This window comes from Pseudomonas ficuserectae (assembly GCF_024584585.1).
GTDB lineage: Bacteria > Pseudomonadota > Gammaproteobacteria > Pseudomonadales > Pseudomonadaceae > Aquipseudomonas > Aquipseudomonas amygdali.
This window is the reverse complement of record NZ_CP085684.1, coordinates 2,345,660-2,365,938: the sequence shown is the minus strand read 5'-3', so window position 1 is coordinate 2,365,938 and position 20,279 is coordinate 2,345,660. Positions and strand designations below refer to the sequence as shown.

Genomic DNA, 20,279 nt, shown 5'->3' with positions numbered 1-20,279 from the left:
ATCTTTTTTCCGGAATTGTGAAAAATTCATTAAATAAACGTTATTCGCTTTCGTTCTCATTAACAGCGAATTGCGTGCACAGCCATCTCCCGCGCAGCGCCTTATAAAAAAGTTGCTCACGCCTGCCCCGTCGACGGCTGAACCCGACTGCGCAGACCTGAACAACGCTCTCAATCTCCTTGCCGATACCCACTGGAAAGAGCCAATTCATGCACAACCCGTCACGACTTACCCCGCTCAGCAAAGCGTTGATGCTCAGTCAGATGTTCCGCTCCCGGCCATCCATGGCGGCCATGGGCCTTGCGCTCTGTATGCCGGTGGCCAGCCAGGCACAGGAAACCGCCGCAGACGGTTCGACCACCACGGGCACGGTCAACCTGGCCCCGACCGCGATCGACTCGCAGTACCTGGGCACCACCACTGACGGCACTGGCTCTTACACCACCGGCGCGGTAAGTATCGGCAAGGGCGCGCCACAGTCGCTGCGTGAAACACCGCAGTCTGTGAGCGTGGTGACTCGGCAAGTCATGGATGACAACAACCTCAACAGCCTGAGCAAGGTTCTGGAAGACACTCCGGGGATCACCTTCCAGTACCGTAACTTCGGCGGTCACGTGTATACCTCGCGCGGCTTCTCGCTGCTGGCGGAGAGCTTTCTGGTCGACGGCATTGGCGGCCAGGGCTATCAGATCACCGGCTGGATGCAGCCGGACATGGCCATCTATGACCGTGTGGAGGTATTGCGCGGCGCGTCTGGCCTGCTGGTAGGTGCCGGTCAGCCCGGTGGCGCGGTCAATCTGGTGCGCAAACGCCCGACCGCCGACAACAAATTTTCGATCACCACTCGCGCAGGTTCGTGGGATCAGTACCGCGTCGATCTGGATGGCAGCGGCAAGCTCAACGATTCGGGTACGCTGCGCGGGCGCATGGTCGCGGCTTACGATGACAGCGGTTCGTACCTGGATGGGCGCGACAGCCGCACCCCGCTGCTGTACGGCATCGTCGAAGCCGACCTGAGCGATGACACCACGCTGACCATGAGCCTGCGTCGCCAGGAACAGGTCATCAATGGATACTCGATCTACGGCCTGCCGCGCTACAGCAACGGCCAGTCGCTGGGCCTGTCGCGCTCGACCAATCTGGCGCAGAAGTGGAACCGTCTTGAAAGCGACATGACCGAGGTCTTTACCGAAGTCGCGCATCGCTTCAATGAGGACTGGACCAGCCGCACGTCGCTTACTTACTCGCAGGGCGGTTTTGATCAGAACATTGCCTACGCACGAGGCGCAGTAAACCCAACGACGCTGACGGGCTCCAATTTTCAGGGCACACTGTTTCGCAAGGACGAGGTCGACAGCGTCGGTCTGAACAGTCAACTGGAAGGTAACTTCAACGCGTTCGGCCTTGATCATCAGGTAACCCTGGGGGCTGACTGGTCAAAACAGGACGCCAACACGCATCAGGCGACCGTGACGAGACGCACCGCAGTCAACGTCTTTGATGTCGACCAGAGCGCTTTCGCCAAACCGGTTCGTCCGGCCTGGACCACCGACATCGACGCCACCGAAGAACGCGCAGGCCTGTACGCCAACACGCGTATTCACCTGAGCGAGCCGTTGAGCGTGGTTCTGGGCAGCCGCCTGAGCTGGTATGACTACAAGTACGACGTCAAAACCGGTGCGGCCAACAGTTACGAATCCAAGCAGACTCAGGAATTCACCCCGTTCGCCGGCCTGATCTACGACATCAACGACAACTGGTCGTGGTACGCCAGCTATGCCGACATCTTCACACCACAAGCCAACTACGTAACCGCAGGCGGCTCGCCGCTGGACCCGGCCATTGGTTCCAACTACGAAACGGGCTTCAAGGGTGAACTGTTCGACAAGCGCATGAACCTGTCGATGGCGCTGTTCTACATCAAACAGAAAGATGTCGCCGCGCTGGACGTGAACACTACTCAGACCTGCCCGACCAGCTCCGACGGCTCCTGCTACCTGCAAGACGGCATCAGCCTCAGCAAGGGTGTCGACGTCGAAGCCAGCGGTGAAGTGTTGCCAGGCCTGCAGGTATTCGGCGGCTATACCTTCAACATGCTGCGTAACAATGGCGATGCAGATGTAGCCTACGAAACACCGAAACACATGCTGCGCCTCAACACCAGCTACAACCTGCCGGGCGCATGGAACCGCCTGACCCTGGGCACCGGCGTGTCGGCAGATTCGGGCTATGAAGTGCCGTCCAACAAACAGCTGGGCGTTTCTGGCAAGGCCATCTGGGATGCGCGAGCCTCGTGGAAACTGGACGAGAACTGGAAGGTGTCGCTCAACGCCGAAAACCTTTTCGACCGCAAGTATTACAGCACCTCGATCGCCACCGACCGCTCCAACGTCTACGGCGAACCGCGCAGCTATGTCCTGACCTTGCGGGGGGATTTCTGATCTGAGTCCAGGCTTTTGATTCTGGCCGAAGGCCGTGGGAGCGAGCCGGGCGACGCTTCGTTTGTTCGCGAAGAAGTCAGTATGTTCTCCGAAAATGCATTGTCTGAACGACCGTCTTCGCGAACAAGTTCGCCCCCACAGGGATTTGCATTTATCCTGCACCCTCGATTTCAATGAGCCATCCTTCCCATGCCAACACCCTTCAGCCGTCTGCGCACAGGCCGCGTGAAAACGCTTGGCTTGCGTCTGGGCGGGCTGGTGCTGGCATTGGCTTTTCAGGGCGAGGCACTGGCTGAAGAGTTCGACTTCGATATCCCCGCACAATCCTTGAACAGCGCCCTTAAAGAGCTGGGGCGCCAGGGCGACCTGCAAATTCTTTACAACCCCGATGATGTGAACGGCAAATTCAGCAGCCCGGTGCAGGGCAGGTTGACGCCTGAACAGGCGGTCGCGGATCTGCTGAAACAGGCTGGCGTAACGCACAACCTCGAAGCCGATACGCTGACCCTCGGCAGCGCGGCGTCCGCGCAACCCATGAACCTTGGGCCGGTGGCGATCAAGGGCGACCCGTTCGGTATCACCACCGAGGGCAGCGGCTCGTATGCGGCGACCGGCGTGAGCATCAACAAGACGTCACAATCGCTGCGCGAAACCCCGCAATCGGTCACGGTCATGACCCGTCAGTTGATGAGCGACAAAAACCTCAACGGCCTCGACGAGGTGATGGCGCAGACGCCTGGCATCACCTTTTCGCAACGCAACTTTGGCTCTCATGTGTTCAGCTCGCGGGGCTTCGCGCTGGAAGACGAGAGCTACACCATCGATGGCGTGGCCGGTCAGGGTTACAGCGTGACCGGCTGGATGACCCCGGACATGGAGATCTACGACCGTGTCGAAGTGCTGCGCGGTGCGGCTGGGCTGCTGATCGGCGCGGGCAATCCCGGTGGCGCGGTCAATCTGGTGCGCAAGCGGCCGACCGCCTTACCGCAGTTCTCGATCACCACCCACGCCGGCAGTTGGGACCAGTACCGGGTCGATCTGGATGGCAGCAGCAAGCTCAACGACTCGGGCAGCGTGCGCGGGCGTTTTGTCACGTCTTACGAAGACCGTGGATACTTCATCGACGGCCTGAAGAAGACTGCGCCGCTGTTGTACGGCATTCTGGAAACCGACCTGAGCGAAGACACCACGCTCACGCTGGGCCTGCGCCATCAGAGCGCGGATACCCACGGCTATTCGATTTTCGGCCTGCCCCGCTACAGCAACGGCAAAGCGATTGATCTGCCGCGTTCCACCTCCTTGGCCCAGGACTGGAACCGTCATCAGACCCGCACCGACGAAGTGTTCAGCGAACTGGAAACCCGCTTTGACGAAAACTGGAGCGGCACACTGTCTGCCACTCACTCCGATGGGGCTTTCGATCAGAAAGTCGCCTACGCACAAGGCGCCATAGACCCTGCGACCCAGAGCGGTTCACGACTGGTCAGAACCCTGTTTCGCTCGGACACGCTGCAAAGCGACGGTTTCGACAGCCATCTGGACGGTCGTTTCGACGCCTTTGGCCTGACCCACCAGTTGACCATCGGCGGCAACTGGTCTGAGCAAAAACGTGATTCGCGCTATGCCACCGTCAACAGCAATCGGTCGCTGGACATCTTCAATCCCGATCACGACGCGATTGCTGAACCTGCGCGTCCGGCCTGGCGCAGCACCGACTACAGCGATAAGCGTTATGGCGTTTACAGCAACCTGCGCCTGAGCCTGACCCAGTCGTTGAGCCTGGTCATGGGCGGCCGGGTCAGCTGGTATGACTATCAGAGCCAGTCCGCAGGCGTGACTACTCGCGCTCAAGAGGAAAACCAGGTCACGCCGTTCGTTGGCGTGATCTACGACCTGAACCGAGACTGGTCGTGGTACGCCAGCTACACCGATATCTTCCTGCCGCAAAGCGGTTATAGAACGGCATCCGGCGCATTTCTTGACCCGGCCATCGGTGCCAGCCATGAAACCGGCATCAAGGGCGAGTTGTTCGACAAGCGTCTGAACGTGTCTTTTGCGCTGTTCTATGTGAAACAGAAAGACGTAGCGGTCGAGGACGATGCCAATGCGGGCCAGTGCCTGAGCAACGACGCTTACGGCACCTGCTATGTGAATGGCGACATCCGGCGCAGCAAGGGTATCGACATGGAGATCAGCGGTGAACCGTTACCGGGCTTGCAGACCCTGGCCGGTTACACCTTCAACCTCACGCGCGGCAGCGACGGGAAATCGATTTCAGCAGAAACACCCCGGCACATGCTGCGCTTGTCCAGCAGCTACAACCTGCCCGGCACCTGGCGTCGACTGACCGTCGGCGGCGGTGTGTCGGCGCAAAGCGGCTACTCGGAGCACGAGTCGACCCAGCCCATCGACAACCCTGGCAGCGCCATCTGGGACGCACGCGCCTCATGGAAGATCGACGAACACTGGTCGGTGGCCCTCAACGGCAACAACCTGCTGGATCGCAAATACTACAAGGCAACCGGCGACATCGACCGCGGCAACTACTACGGCGACCCGCGCAACTACGTCCTGACGTTGCGCGGCGATTTTTAGAAGCCCGGGCTCGCGCCTTACAATCAAGACCGGACGCAGAGCGTCCAGAACTGCATGCGACGCAGAGCGCCGCACGATAGTCGCCGGACCAGACACCTATCGTTCCGCAAGCTCCGCGTGGGAATGCCGTTCGTGACGCTCTGCGTCACACAAGCCGCTCGGCAAGCCCCTGCAGAAACACTTCCGCGAGCACCACGTTGTCATGCCGCTGATCAACCGTTGTCGAGCTGCGCAGCCCGTTGACCGAGCACTGTTCGAGCAGCACCGCTTCAGCCCGGGCAATCTGCCCTGGCGCACGGCTCTGCCCGGCCCACCAGCAATCGGCCTGTACGTTAAGCGTTTTCAGGGTAAATGCCTGGCTCAGTTGTGCGTTGGCTTCCAGTAGTTTGTAACCGGTTTCGATCTCGTCCTGCACGGCGATGTCCTGGAATATGCTGCGCAGGTTGTCGGCGTTCATGCCGGCCTCCAGCGCGACATGGTCGACCACCCAGTCAATCACCTCGCCCTCGCTGGACAGCGACTGCCGGGCGGTTTCGATAAGCCCCACAATCGACGCTTCCTGCAAGCCCGGCACAAACGCCTGCAAGCTTTTGATCAGGCTGCGGTAGTAGTTTTCGCCCTGTTTTTGCGTGGTGACTTCCGGCGCTTCTTCGACCCACTCCATCCCGACCGAGGCAGGCAACTGGGTGTCCACCAGCCCGAGAAAGCTCACCGTGTCGCCCTCACGCTCAAGTACATGCGCCACCTCGATGGCCAACGCGCCGCCCATCGACCAGCCCAGCAGGTTGTAAGGCCCGTGCGATTGAGTCATACGGATTTGCTTGACGTAGTAATCGACCATTTCCTGCCACGACGTATCAAACCAGCCCGGCACCACGTAAGCCTTGTTGACCAGCCCGTAAACCGGTCGGCTGTCGCTCAATTGGCCAGCCAGCGGGTAATACGAGTAGGTGCCGCCACCGCCCGGTGGCAGGCAGAACAACGGCGCATTGTCCGATCGATTGGCGTTCATGACGATGACCGCCGATTTGACCTTAGCCTCATTGGTACGCATGAAATCGGCCAGCTCACCGAGGGTCTGCATCAACAGGAAATCATGCAGTTTGATGGAGACATCAAACGTCTCGCGAATCCTGCCTGCCAGCGAAACCGCCAGCAGCGAGTGGCCGCCCAAGGCGAAGAAGTTGTCGTTGAGCCCTACCCGTTCGACCTGCAGCACCTGCTCCCACAACGCGGCAAGACGTTGCTCGAATTCCGTACGTGGTGCGACGTGGCCTTGCTGTGAACGAGCCACGTCCGGTTTGGGCAGTGCCCGGCGATCCAGCTTACCGTTGGCGGTCAGCGGCATCACATCAATGAAGACAAAGTATGTCGGCACCATGTAATCCGGGACGTGAGCCTTAAGGTGCGTTTTCAGGGTTTCGCGCAGAGCGTCCGAGTCCTGAGCAGCATCAGTGCGCACCAGATACGCCACCAGCTGCTTGCCGGAAGGCCCGTCAATATCGATTACATTGGCTTCTCGCACACCGGCATGCTCATGCAGACGCGCTTCGATCTCGCCCAGCTCGATACGCAGCCCGCGAATCTTCACCTGATGGTCGATACGCCCGGCGTATTCGATAACGCCTTCATCGCGATAACGCGCCAGATCCCCGGTCCGGTAAAGACGCCCGCCCTGCTCGTCGAAGGGGTCCGGCACAAAGCGTTCAGCCGTCAGCGCTGCACGGTTGTGATAACCCCGCGCCAGACCAACGCCACCCAGATACAGCTCTGCCGCAACGCCTTGCGCGGCAGGCAGCAAGCCGTCATCCAGAATGTGAATTTTCAGGTTATCGATGGGTCGACCAATCGGCACGCTGAGCGCGTCGTCCGGGGTGCAGGTCCAGTGGGTGACGTCGATAGCCGCTTCGGTCGGGCCGTACAGGTTGAACAAACCCGTCTGCGGCAGACGCTTGAGCACCTGACCGGCCAGTTCGGCAGGCAGTGCTTCGCCGCTGCACACCACACGACGCAAGCTGTTACAGCTTTCCACCTGAGGATGGGTGAGAAACGCCTGGAGCATCGACGGGACAAAGTGCAGTGTCGTGACCTGATGTTCGCGGATGGTCTGCACCAGCCGCTCAGGGTCGCGATGATCGCCCGGCAACGACACGGCCAAACGTGCTCCGGTCATGAGCGGCCAGAAGAATTCCCAGACCGACACGTCGAAGCTGAACGGGGTTTTCTGCAATACCGTATCGCTGCCATCCAGCCCGTAGGCCTTCTGCATCCAGTGCAAACGGTTGACCAGGGCGCGATGGCTGTTGCCGGCGCCCTTGGGCTTGCCGGTCGAGCCGGAGGTGTAAATCACATACGCAAGATTCAGCGGATGGCTGAGGTTGATCGGGTTCGCAGTGCTGTATCCGGCCAGCCAGTCGCCGTCCTGATCCAGGCATAGACTTTGTACTTTCGCAGGAACCGGCAGGCGCTGTAACAGCGCGCTCTGGGTCAGCAGCAAACCGATACCGCTGTCCTGCATCATGTAAGCCAGACGGTCCTCGGGGTAATCCGGGTCCAGCGGCACGTAAGCGCCACCGGCCTTGATGATCGCCAGCAGGCCGATGACCAGCTCCACGCTGCGCTCGACACAAATCCCCACCAGCACGTCCGGGCCGACACCCGCTTCACGCAAGCGATGGGCAAGCTGGTTGGCGCGGGCATTGAGCTGCGCGTAGCTAAGTTGTTCTGCCGCAAAAATCAGTGCCGGAGCGTCCGGCGTAGCCTGTACCTGGGCTTCGATCAGGCTGTGCAGGCAGTGCTCACCAGGGAAATCGGCAGCCGTGGCGTTCCAGTCGCGAACAATCTGCTGCTGTTCGTGATCATCCAACAGCGCCAGCTCACCAATCGCCGCCTGCGGATCACGCACCAATGCCTGCAAAACCTGCCTCAGATGCGCCGACAACTGCGCCATGTGCTGCTCGCTGAAATGCTGGCGGGCATAGCTGAAGCGCATCGACAGGGTTTCGCCCAGATTGACCACCAGAGTCAGCGGGTAATGAGTCTGCTCCTGGGTGTGCAGGCCGCCGAACACCAGCCCCTGCGGCGCGGACTGTTGCAGCGCTTCGGACACCGGGTAGTTTTCGAACACCAGAATGTTGTCGAACAGCGCCTCGCCAGCGCTGCGTGCCCAGCGTTGAATCTCGTACAACGGTGTGTGTTCATGCTCACGCAGGGCGATGTTCTTCGCCTGCACTTGCTGGACCCAGTCCGCCACCCGCTGTTCCGGGCGCGGGCTGGCGATTACCGGCAAGGTGTTGATGAACAGCCCCAGTTGCTCCTCAACACCCGGCAGGTCAGCCGGACGCCCGGCCACGGTTGCGCCGAAGGTCACGCTGGACTGCCCCGTGTAGCGTTGCAGCACCAGCAGCCAGGCCGATTGCACCAGCGTGTTGAGGGTGACGCGCTGCTCGCGGGCAAACTCGTTCAACTGGCGGGTGCCATCGGCATCGATCAGTTGCAGGTAATCGCCATGCCCCTGCTCGCTCCCGGACGCTTTGAAGGCCTGAACCAGCCGGGTCGGCTCGTCCAGTTCGGCAAGCTGGCCGGTCCAGAAACGTTCACTGAGCGCAGCATCCTGGCGTTGCAGCCATTCGATATAGTCGCGATAACGACTGACTTGCCTCGACAGCGTCTGGCCGCTGTAGCGTTGCAGCACCTCGCCCAGCAGGCGCGAGCTGCTCCAGCCATCCATGAGAATGTGATGGCTGGTGTAGATCAGTTGATGCGTCTGCTCGCCAGTGCGCAATACGGCCAGGCGCAGAAGTGGCCCCCGAGCCAGGTCGAAGCCCTGCTGGCGATCGGCATTCGCCCAATCGTCGATCCATTCGCCTGATTGCGCACGAGCATCCAGTTCGACAAACGGCATGCTGACATTGCGCAACACCACTTGCAGCGACTGCTCAAGATGGCTGACAAAGCCGCTGCGCAGTACTTCATGGGCATCCAGCGTGGTCTGCCAGGCGGCACGGAAACGCGGCACGTCCAGGCCACTGACCTCGACGCGCATCTGGTTGATGTAATTGCCCGCGTCCTGCTCGAATAGGGTGTGGAACAGCATGCCCTGCTGCATCGGTGCTAGCGGGTAGATGTCTTCGATCTGCGCCGCAGGGATTGGCAAACTGCTCAACTGCGACTGGCTCAGGCGTGCCAGCGGGAAGTCCGACGGAGTTACCCCAGCCACGCCGTCAGTGGTGCAATGCGCAATCAATTGTTGCAGTTCAACCGCATATTCGTCGGCCAGCCGCTGCACGGTGTCGCGTTCAAATACCGCACCGCTGAAGGTCCAGCTCAGGCGCAATTCGCCGCCATACACCTGGCCATTGATGCTGAGCGGCGCAGCCAACGGTGCATCGGCGCTGTGCGACGCGCCGCTGCTCTCGGCCGAGGGCGTGAACAACGCGCCTTGTGCGTCGAAGCTGCCGTCGAACTGCCCGAGGTAATTGAACACGATACTGCCCAGCGGCAACGCTTGCAGGGTCTGCCGCGCCGATTCACTGCCCAGATAACGCAGGGTGCCGTAACCGATGCCCTTGTCGGGCACTGCGCGCAGCTGTTCCTTGATGGTCATGAGCGAATCGGCCAACGTGGCCTGCGGCGTGAGCCGGACCGGGTACAGGTTGCTGAACCAGCCGACCGTACGGGTGATGTCCAGTGTGTCGAAGAGGTCTTCGCGGCCATGCCCTTCCAGACGAATCAGGGCATGCGGCTGCGCGGTCCAGCGACTGACCACCCGCGCCAGCGCGGTCAGCAGCAGGTCGTTGATCTGCGTGCGATAAGCCGCCGGAGCGTCTTGCAGCAGTTGCCGGGTCTGCTCGCCATTCAGTTGCGTGACCACCGACAGCGCGTGCTTCTGTTGCTGACCGCCGTACGGGTGATCGCAGGGCAAGGCGTCGCTGACGTCCTGCAACTGCGTCTGCCAATAATCCAGTTCCTGCGTCAACGCAGGGCTTTGCGCGTAGGCCTGCAAGTGCTCGGCCCAGCTTTGCAGCGAGCTGGTTTTCGTCGCCAGCGCCAATGGCTGGCCTGTTGCGATGGCGACATACGCCTGCTGTAGGTCTTCCAGCAGCACCCGCCACGACACGCCATCCACCACCAAGTGATGGATCACCAGCAACAAACGCTGCTCGCCCTGCGGCAAGTCGATCAGCACCGCACGCAGCAACGGGCCGTTTTTCAGGTCGAGACTGCGTTGTGCTTCATCGGCCAGTTCAGGCAAGCGCTCGGCACTGTCCAGTTCGTGGGTCCAGAGCAGGTCGCGAGTGTTCAGCGCACCGAACGTGGCTCGCCATTGGCCGTCTTGCTGAGCAAAACCCAGGCGCAGCGCGTCGTGCTGTTCGATCAGCGCGGTCATTGCAGCTTGAAGGTGGATTGCATCCAGCGTTTGCAGGGGCTTGAGCATCAGCGCCTGATTCCAGTGCTGACGCTCTGGGATATCCTGTTCAAAAAAACGTGCCTGAATCGGCAGCAACGGCAACGAGCCACTAACCTGTTCGACCGCGGCAGTTGGTTTTTTCTGGATCAGTTTTGCCACCGAGGCCAACTGGCTGATGGTCTGCTTTTCGAACAACTGCTTGGGGCTGAGCTTGATGCCCTGGCGCTTGGCGCGAGCGATGATCTGCAGGCTGAGAATCGAGTCGCCGCCCAGTTCGAAGAAGTTGTCGGTGCTGCCGACCTGCTCCAGTTTCAATACGTCCGCCCACACGGCGGCGAGCTTTTCCTCGATCTCGCCGACCGGCGCGGTGTAGCGCTGTTTGACCGCGCCGGGTTTAGGCAAGGCGCGCTTGTCGAGCTTGCCGTTGGCGGTCACGGGCAGCCTGTCCAGCAGCATGATCTGCGCGGGCACCAGGTATTCGGGCAAGCGCGCAGCCAGTTGCTCGCGCAGGCTGTCGACACTGAGGCTCGCACCGGCCGCCGCAACGCAGTACGCCACCAGTTGCAGGCGTGTTTCGTCGCTTTCCAGCGGCTGCGCCAGCACCACGGCTTCGGCGACGTTTTCCAGGGTTTGCAGCAACTGGCCGACTTCCCCCGGCTCGACCCGGTAACCGCGGATTTTCACCTGATCATCCGCGCGCCCCAGATACTCCAGCACGCCGTCCACCCAGCGCGCACGGTCGCCTGCCCGGTACAGGCGCTGACCCTCGGCGTGCGGGTCCGGCACGAAGCGTTCGGCGGTCATCGCCGCACGGCCCAGATAGCCCTGCGCCAGACCGCGACCGCCCAGATACAGCTCGCCAGCCACACGCTCGGCAACCGGGTTGAGATAGGCGTCCAGCACCCGCGCTTTGCCATTGGCCAGTGGTTGACCGACCGGCACACTGCGGCAAGCGTCAACGCGCTCGGCGACTTCATGGGTGAGGATGCCGACCGTGGTTTCCGTCGGGCCGTAGTGGTTGACGATCCGGCAGCCCGGTTTGAGCGCGCGGATTTGCTCGATCAACGCCCAGGAACTGGCCTCGCCACCCAGAATCAGCAATTGGCCCGGCAGCACGTCGGTCGGGTTGGCGGCTTGCAGCAGCCCCTGCAAATGGCTGGGTACGATTTTCAGCACTGCAACCTGATGCTCGGCCATGTAACGGGCGAAGCCATCAGGGTCGAACGCTTGCTCGTGGGAAAGCAGATGCAGCGGGCGCCCAGACGCCAGCGCACCAAACAGCAAGGTATGGCCCAAATCTGCGGCGACAGTCGACACCATCGCCATGCTCGCCCCGTCATCCAGCGACAGGCGCTCAAGCACGCCCTGCACGTAGTTGGCCAGCGCGCCGTGGCTGATCACCACGCCCTTCGGCTGCCCGGTGGAGCCGGAGGTGTAGATGATGTACGCCGGTTGTTCGGCGATGACACGCACATTAAGCGTACTGCCATCCACCTCGGACCATAGCGCAGCATCGAAGGCCAGCACCGGGCACACACCCAGTTGCGCGGCCTTGTCGTCGCCGGACGCGTGAATCAACAACTCCGCGCCGCTGTCACGAGCCAGTTTCTGCAAACGCTCGGCGGGCTGTGCGCTGTCCAGCGGCAGGTAAACGGCACCGAGTTTAAGCACCGCCAGCAGGCTGACCACCCATTCCACAGAGCGGTCCAGGCACAGCGCAATGGTCATGCCCGGTTTGATGCCCTGCGCATGCAGGTAGCGGGCGAACTGGTTACTGCGTTGTTCAAGTTCGTCAAAGCTCAACACTTGCTGACCAACGCGCAACGCGGTCTTGCCACGGCCGATACGCAGGCCCTGTTGCCACAGGCTGAGGAAGTCGCCGCAGGCAAAATCGGCGGTCTGTTCAGCAATCGGCAGCGACACCGTTTGCGGCTGATCGGCAAGTCGCTGGTCGGTGTCTGCGACCAGCGCTTGCAGTACAGCGCGTAGCGCCTCGGCCATGCGCTCGATGGTCAATGGCTCGAACAGGTCGGTGGCGTAAGTGAAATAACCGCGTATGCCGCCCGGCGTGTCGGTGAAGTCGAAGGCCAGATCAAAGCGTGCATCGCTGCTGCCAATCGGAAACTCATCGACAGTCAGGCCCGACACACGTTGCCCGCTGTCTTCGGCCGCCAGCACGTGCTGATTGATCTTGAACTGGAACAACGGGTTGTGGCCCAGATTACGCTCGGGTGCCAGCGCGTCCACCAGATGTTCAAAGGGCAGCTCCTGATGCGACTGGGCACCGGTCACGACCTGTTTCACCTGATCCAGCAACTGCGCAAAGCTCTGCTGTTCATCCACCTGCACACGCAGAACCTGAGTGTTGATGAAGAAGCCGATCAGGCCTTCCAGCTCGCTGCGGGTGCGCCCGGCGTTGGGCGCACCAATGCGAATGTCGGCCTGACCACTGAAACGCGACAGCACCACCGACAGTGCCGCCAGAGTCAGCATGAACAAGGTCTGGCCACTGTTACGCGCCAGGCTTTTCAGTTGCGCGGACAATTGTTCCGGCACATCGACGCGCACCGTCGCGCCACGCTGGCTCGGTTGCAGCGGTCGCGGATGATCCAGCGGCAGGCTCAATAGCGGATGCTCTGTGCCCAACTGCTGTTTCCAGTAGTTCAACTGACGCTCGCCCTCCCCGGCTTCCAGCCACGCGCGCTGCCAGATCGCGTAGTCGGCGTATTGAACCGCCAACGCAGGCAATTGCGCTGGCTGCCCGGAGAGTTGTGCCTGATACAACTGCACAAACTCACGAATCAGCACTTCGCCGGACCAGCCATCGGAGACGATGTGATGCATGCACACGGTCAGGACGTGCTCGGTTTCAGCCAATTGAAACAGCCTGACCCGCAGTAATGTACCGCTGAGCAAATCGAAGGGCTTTTGCAGCTCGGCGCGCACCTGGTTTTCGATGTCGGCTGGCGCAACCGAGGCAAACTCAAGGGCAACGGTCGCCTGCTGAAGAATCTCCTGATAGAACGCGCCGTCCTCGGAAACAAACCGGGTGCGCAGGGTTTCGTGGCGCTGCACCAGATTGTCCAGCGCTGTACTCAATGCCTGCCGGTCCAGCGCGCCATTCAGACGCACTGCCATAGGCACGTTGTACGCGGCGTTGCCCGGCTCCATCTGCCAGAGAAACAGCATGCGCTGCTGGGCGTAGGACAGCGGGATACGCGCTACATCATGCCGGGTTACAGCGATGGGCAGCAGTTTGAAGCTCTGCCCGGTCTCGTGCATCTTGTTCAGAATCTGGCGGCGCTGTTCGACAGGCAAACCGACGAAACGCTGGGCGATACGCTCTGCTGCAGACTTGTCCATGTCAGATACCTGCCATTTCATTCATCATTTTTTCAATATCGGACAAGCCGTCCTCGGTCAGCGACAAACCGCTGCTGGCGAAAGCCTGAATAAATTCGTTCAATTGCGGTTTCTCGAAAATCAGGCGCAGCGGGATGTCGATCCCCAGGCCCGTGTGAATTCTGGAAATCAGTTGTGTGGCCAGCAGCGAATGGCCGCCCAGTTCGAAGAAATCGTCGCTCAACCCGACGCGCTCGACTTTCAGCACGTCGGCCCAGATCGCAGCCATTTGCTGCTCCTGTTCAGTCGACGGCGCAACGTACTGGCGCTGCAACTGGCTGGCGTCCGGTGTCGGCAGGGCTTTGCGATCCAGCTTGCCGTTGGCGCTCAGCGGCATGCTTGCCAGCCAGACGAAGTGGGTCGGCACCATGTAATCGGGCAGTGTTTCCTTGAGATACGCCTTGAGTGCATCACGCAGGTGATCGCCGCTGTGCTCAGCCACCAGATAGGCTGCCAGCTGCTTGCCGGATGGGCCGTCAACGTCGATGACCACCGCTTCCTGAACGCTGCCGTGCTCCAGCAGGCTGGCTTCGATCTCGCCCAGCTCGATACGCAGGCCGCGAATTTTCACCTGATGGTCGATACGCCCGGCGTATTCGATAACGCCTTCATCGCGATAACGCGCCAGATCCCCGGTCCGGTAAAGACGCCCGCCCTGCTCGTCGAAGGGGTCCGGCACAAAGCGTTCAGCCGTCAGCGCAGCGCGATTGTGATAACCCCGCGCCAGACCGATACCGCCCAGGTACAGCTCTGCCGAGACGCCCTGCGCGGCAGGCAGCAATCCGTCGTCGAGGATATGGGTTTTCAGGTTATCGATAGGTCGACCAATCGGCACGCTGAGCACGTCGTCTTTGGTGCAGGTCCAATGCGTCACGTCGATAGCCGCTTCGGTCGGGCCGTACAGGTTGAACAAACCCGTCTGCGGGAGACGCTTGAGCACCTGACCGGCCAGTTCGGCAGGCAGTGCTTCGCCGCTGCACACCACACGACGCAGGCTGTTACAGCCTTCTACCTGCGGATGAGTCAGAAACGCCTGGAGCATCGACGGGACAAAGTGCAGCGTCGTGACCTGATGTTCGCGGATGGTCTGCACCAGCCGCTCAGGGTCGCGATGATCGCCCGGCAACGCCACGGCCAAACGTGCTCCGGTCAGCAGCGGCCAGAAGAATTCCCACACCGAGACATCGAAACTGAACGGGGTTTTCTGCAATACCGTATCGCTGCCATCCAGCCCGTAGGCCTTCTGCATCCAGTGCAAACGGTTAACCAGGGCGCGATGGCTATTGCCCGCGCCCTTGGGCTTGCCGGTTGAACCCGAGGTGTAAATCACATACGCCAGATTCAGCGGATGGCTGAGGTTTTCCGGGTTGGCAGTGCTGTAACCGGCCAGCCAATCGCCCTCCTGATCCAGACAAAGGCTCTGTACTTGAACCGGCAGGCGCTGTAGCAGCGCACTCTGAGTCAACAGCAAACCGACACCGCTGTCCTGCATCATGTAAGCCAGACGGTCCTCGGGGTAATCCGGGTCCAGCGGCACATAAGCGCCACCAGCCTTGATGATCGCCAACAGGCCGATAACCAGCTCGAGGCTGCGCTCGACACAAATCCCCACCAGCACATCCGGGCCAACACCCGCCTCACGCAAGCGATGGGCAAGCTGATTAGCGCGGGCGTTAAGTTGCGCATAGCTAAGTTGTTCAGCCGCAAAAATCAGCGCCGGAGCGTCTGGCGTGGCCAGCACCTGCGCCTCGATCAGGCTGTGTAGACAGTGCTCACCAGGGAAATCGGCAGCCGTGGCGTTCCAGTCGCGAACAATCTGCTGCTGTTCGGCAGCGTCAAGCATCGGCACTTCAGCGATGCGCTGACCCGCATTGGCGCAAATGCCCTGCAACAGCGCGAGCCAGTGCCCGGCCATGCGCTCGATGGTGCTGCGCTCGAACAGCGCGGTGGCATAGGTCAGGCCCGCGCTCAAACCGCCATCGTGTTCGGCGGTGTTGAGGGTCAGGTCGAACTGCGCCGGATAGCTCTCGGAAATCAGCGCTTCGACCTGCAAACCGGGCAGTGCGCGCACCTCGGCGCTGACCTGGCTCTGGTGATTGAACATCACCTGGAACAGCGGGCTGTGGCTGAGGCTGCGTTGAGGTTGCAAGGCCTCGACCAGCTGTTCGAACGGCAGTTCCTGATGCGCTTGAGCTTGCAGGGCCGCCTGTTTGACCTGCTGCAGCAGCTCGCTGAACGTGGTGTGCAGGTCGAATTCGGCGCGCAGCACCTGGGTGTTGACGAAGAAACCGATCAGGCCTTCGGTTTCCGCGCGGGTGCGGTTGGCAATCGGCACGCCGACACGAATGTCCGGCTGGCCGCTGTGGCGATGCAGCAAGGTCTGGAACGATGCCAGCAACAGCATGAACAGTGTGACGCCCTGTTGCCGCGCGACCTGTTTCAAGTCGTCGATCAACGCTGGCGCCAGCTCGACCGCCAGCCGCGCACCGGCGTGGCTTTGCACGACCGGGCGCGGATGATCGGCGGGCAATTCCAGAATCGGCTGCTGTTCGCCCAGTTGCTGCTTCCAGTAATCCAGCTGCCGCGCCTGTTCTCCGGCGTCCATCCAGTTGCGCTGCCACAGCGCGTAGTCGGCGTATTGCATATCCAGCGCGGTCAACACCACCTCACGGCCCTGGCTGTAGCCTTCGTACAGGCGCACCAGTTCATCGACCATGATCGGCATCGACCAGCCATCGGAAACGATGTGGTGCTGGGTCAGAATCAGCACATGTTCGTCAGCAACAAGGTTCAGCAAGCGAACGCGCAGCAGCGGGCCCTTTTCCAGATCGAACGGGCGCTGCATTTCCTGCTGCACGCAGGCTTCAAGGGTTTGACCGGCAGGCACGGACTCGACCATCAGGGTCAAGGCACGCGGCGCATGGATGATCTGCACAGCCTGTTCGCCCTGCTGGCGGAAGGTAGTGCGCAGGGTTTCGTGGCGGGCAATCAATGCGCTGAAACTGTGCTCCAGCGCGGCAATGTCCAGCGAGCCGCTCAGACGCAGGGCCGCAGGAATGGTGTAAGCAGTGCTTTCTGGATCAAGCTGCCAGAGAAACCACTGGCGCTGCTGCGCGTAAGACAAGCCCAGCGGCTGGCTGCGGTCGGCCTTGATAAAGCGTGGCGCAGCATTGCCCTGCCCGTTGCCCGCCGCCTGGGCGAAGGCTGCCAGATCACGTGCCTCAAACAGGTCGCGCAACGACAGTTCGACGTCCAGTTGCTGACGGATGCGCGAGATCACCTGAGTGGCTAGCAACGAATGCCCGCCCAGTTCAAAAAAGTTGTCGCTACGCCCGACCTGCTCGACTTTCAACACATCGGCCCAGATCGCCGCCAGTTGTTGCTCCAGATCGCCTTGCGGGGCGATGTAGGTCGCCTGCAACTGGCTGGCATCCGGCGCGGGAAGCGCTTTGCGGTCCAGCTTGCCGTTGGCGGTCAGCGGCATCTTGTCGAGGACGATGAAATGCGTCGGCACCATATAATCCGGCAGATGCGCACGGAGCTCGGTCTTCAGGGTTTCGCGCAGGCTTTGCTGATCCTGATCAGGCTCGGCTGGGACTAGATACGCGGCCAATTGCCCGTCCACGGCCAGCACGATCACTTCGCGCACGGTCGGGTGCGCTTGCAGGCGCGCTTCGATTTCACCCAGTTCAATGCGGAAACCACGGATCTTCACCTGATGGTCGATACGCCCGGCGTATTCGATCACTCCGGCAGCGCGATAACGGGCCAGGTCGCCGGTGCGGTACAGGCGACCGCCGTCGCTGGAGAACGGGTCCGGCACGAAGCGTTCGGCAGTCAGCGCCGCGCGATTGTGATAACCGCGCGCCAGACCGGCATGGCCGATGTGCAGTTCACCGCTGCAACCCTGGGCGACCGGGTTGAAATCAGCGTCCAGCACGTACCACGACAAATCCGGGATCGCCTCGCCAATCGGGCTGGCCGGGTTTCGCGTGTCGGCCTCGGTTATTGGCCTGTAGGTCACGTGAACCGTGGTTTCGGTAATGCCGTACATGTTGATTAGCTGCGCTGCCTGATCGCCGAAACGGTCGAACCACGGTTTCAGGCTGGCCACGTCCAGCGCTTCGCCACCGAAGATGACTTTTTCCAGTGACATCGGTACGGGCGAATCACACGCCACACGCATCAACTGCTTGAACGCCGACGGCGTCTGGTTAAGCACCGTGACCTGCTGTTCAATCAGCAGCGCATGAAACTCTTCCGGCGAGCGGGTCACTTCACGCGGCACGATCACCAGTCGGCCGCCATGCAGCAGCGCGCCAAAAATCTCCCACACCGAGAAGTCGAAGGCGAAGGAATGGAACAGCGTCCACACGTCCTTTTCGTTGAAAGCAAACCACTCGTCCGTGGCAGCAAACAGGCGCATCAGGTTGTGATGGGCGAGTAAGGTGCCTTTCGGCTTGCCAGTCGAGCCGGAGGTGTAGATCACGTAGGCCAGATTGTCCGGCGTGGTCTGGTTGACCGGGTTTTCCGTGCTGTAACTGTCCAGCGCATCCGCCAGATCCAGTGTCTGAACATGTGCAGGAATCGGTAACTGGCCAAGCAAATGTGCTTGAGTCAGCAACAGTTCGATGCCGCTGTCGTGCATCAGAAAGCTCAGGCGATCCTGCGGGTAATCCGGGTCCAGTGGCACGTATGCGCCACCGGCCTTGAGGATCGCCAGCATCCCTACGATCATGTCCAGACTGCGTTCAGCGGCCAGCCCCACGCGAACATCCGGGCCAACGCCCTGCTCGCGCAGTTTATGGGCCAGTTGGTTGGCGCGGCTGTTGAGCTGTTGATAGCTCAATTGCTCGCCAGCAAAAGTCAGGGCGATGGCCAGCGGCGTGCGCTCGGCCTGGGTTTCGATACGTTGATGGGCGCAATATTCACTTGGATAAACCGCAAGGTTAGGGTTCCAGTCGCGCAGAGTGTCTTGCCGCTCATCGACGCTTAACAGCAGTAGATCAGCGATACGCTGGTTGGCGTCGCGGCACATGCCATTCAGCAAGTTGCGCCAATGCCCGGCCATGCGCTCGATGATTGCGGCGTCGAACAGGTCGGTGGCGTAGGTCAACGAAGCGGCCAGGCCGTTCGGGCGTTCGCAGGTGTCCAGGGTCAGGTCGAACTGCGCCGTGTGTTTGTCGGACACCTGATATTCCAGGCGCAGACCGGCCAGTTCGCGGGCCTCGTTGTGGCCTTCGCTCTGGTGGTTGTAGGCCACCTGAAACAGTGGGCTGCGGCTCAAGTCGCGCTGCGGTTGTAAGGCTTCGACCAGTTGTTCGAACGGCAGGTCTTGATGGGCTTGGGCCTCGACAGCAGTCTGCTTGATCTGTTGCAGCAACCCGGCCACGGTGGTTTGCGTGTCGAAGTCGGCCTTGAGCACCTGAGTGTTGACGAAGAAACCGATCAGCCCCTGGGTTTCGCTGCGAGTGCGGTTGGCGACGGGCACGCCGACGCGTATATCGGCCTGACCGCTGTAGCGGTGCAACAAGGTCTGTAACGACGACAGCAACAGCATGAACAGGGTGATGCCCTGCTGCCGCGCCAGAGTCTTGAGGTCGTTCAGCAGCGCGGCATCCAGCTCGACATTCAATCGCGCTCCTTCGTAGCTGCGCAGCGCCGGGCGCGGTCGATCGGTGGGCAGTTCCAGAATCGGCTGTTGCTCGCCCAGTTGTTGCTTCCAGTACGCAAGCTGGCGTTCCTGCTCGCCCATTTCCAGCCAGTTGCGCTGCCAGAGGGCATAGTCGGCGTACTGAATCGGCAACGGCGTCAATTCGGCCTTGCGGCCCAGCGTGGCGGCCTGATAGCACTGCATCAGCTCGTCGACCATGATCGGCATCGACCAGCCATCGGAGACGATGTGGTGCTGGGTCAGCACCAGTACGTGCTCCTGCTCGCTCAGTTTGAGCAGCCTGACCCGCAACAGCGGCCCGTGTTGCAGATCGAAGGGCTGTTGCACTTCCTGATCGACATAACGCTCGACCGTTTCGCCAGCCGCCAGTTGATCAACGTCTAGCGCAAACGGCGACGCCGGATGCACCACCTGCAACGCCTCGTCGCCCTGCTGTTCAAACGTGGTGCGCAGGGTTTCGTGACGCTCGATCAGGTGTTCGACGCTACGCCGTAATGCCTCGACATCCAGCGCGCCATGCAGGCGCAGCGCCAGCGGAATGTTGTAGGCCGCGCTGTGCGGTTCCAGTTGCCAGATGATCCATTGCCGCTGCTGCGCATAGGAGAGCGCAGACGGGGCCTGCGTCTCCCTTACAGCGATCGGCGTGACCCCGTAGAGATTCACCCCCTGGCGCTTGAGCAGGACCGCCAGCGCCTTGCGTTCACGGGCGGACAGCGATTTAACGGAGTCAAGCAACTGTTGCACTGGGGTCTCTCCT

At 61.1% G+C, this 20,279-nt stretch carries 4 protein-coding genes; 2 read left to right on the top strand and 2 right to left on the bottom strand.

Annotation, left to right across the window (positions count from 1 at the left end; genetic code table 11):
* Positions 1-209: 209 nt before the first annotated feature.
* On the top strand, positions 210-2,441 hold the full coding sequence (locus LJU29_RS10390) for a TonB-dependent siderophore receptor (RefSeq protein WP_257112254.1): 2,232 nt from the start codon (positions 210-212) through the stop codon (positions 2,439-2,441).
* Between the two features lie 189 nt (positions 2,442-2,630).
* Positions 2,631-5,036 carry a TonB-dependent siderophore receptor gene (locus LJU29_RS10385; protein ID WP_005753272.1) on the top strand — a complete coding sequence of 802 codons (2,406 nt, stop codon included), beginning with the start codon at positions 2,631-2,633 and terminating at the stop codon, positions 5,034-5,036.
* A gap of 145 nt (positions 5,037-5,181) precedes the next feature.
* Here the strand turns inward: LJU29_RS10385 and LJU29_RS10380 are convergent, their stop codons facing one another.
* Both LJU29_RS10380 and LJU29_RS10375 read right to left on the bottom strand, forming a co-directional pair.
* Positions 5,182-13,809, bottom strand: coding sequence for a non-ribosomal peptide synthetase (locus LJU29_RS10380; protein WP_257112252.1), 8,628 nt, complete (start codon positions 13,807-13,809; stop codon positions 5,182-5,184).
* Between the two features lies 1 nt (position 13,810).
* On the bottom strand, positions 13,811-20,266 hold the full coding sequence (locus tag LJU29_RS10375) for a non-ribosomal peptide synthetase (RefSeq protein ID WP_257112250.1): 6,456 nt from the start codon (positions 20,264-20,266) through the stop codon (positions 13,811-13,813).
* Between the last annotated feature and the right edge of the window lie 13 nt (positions 20,267-20,279).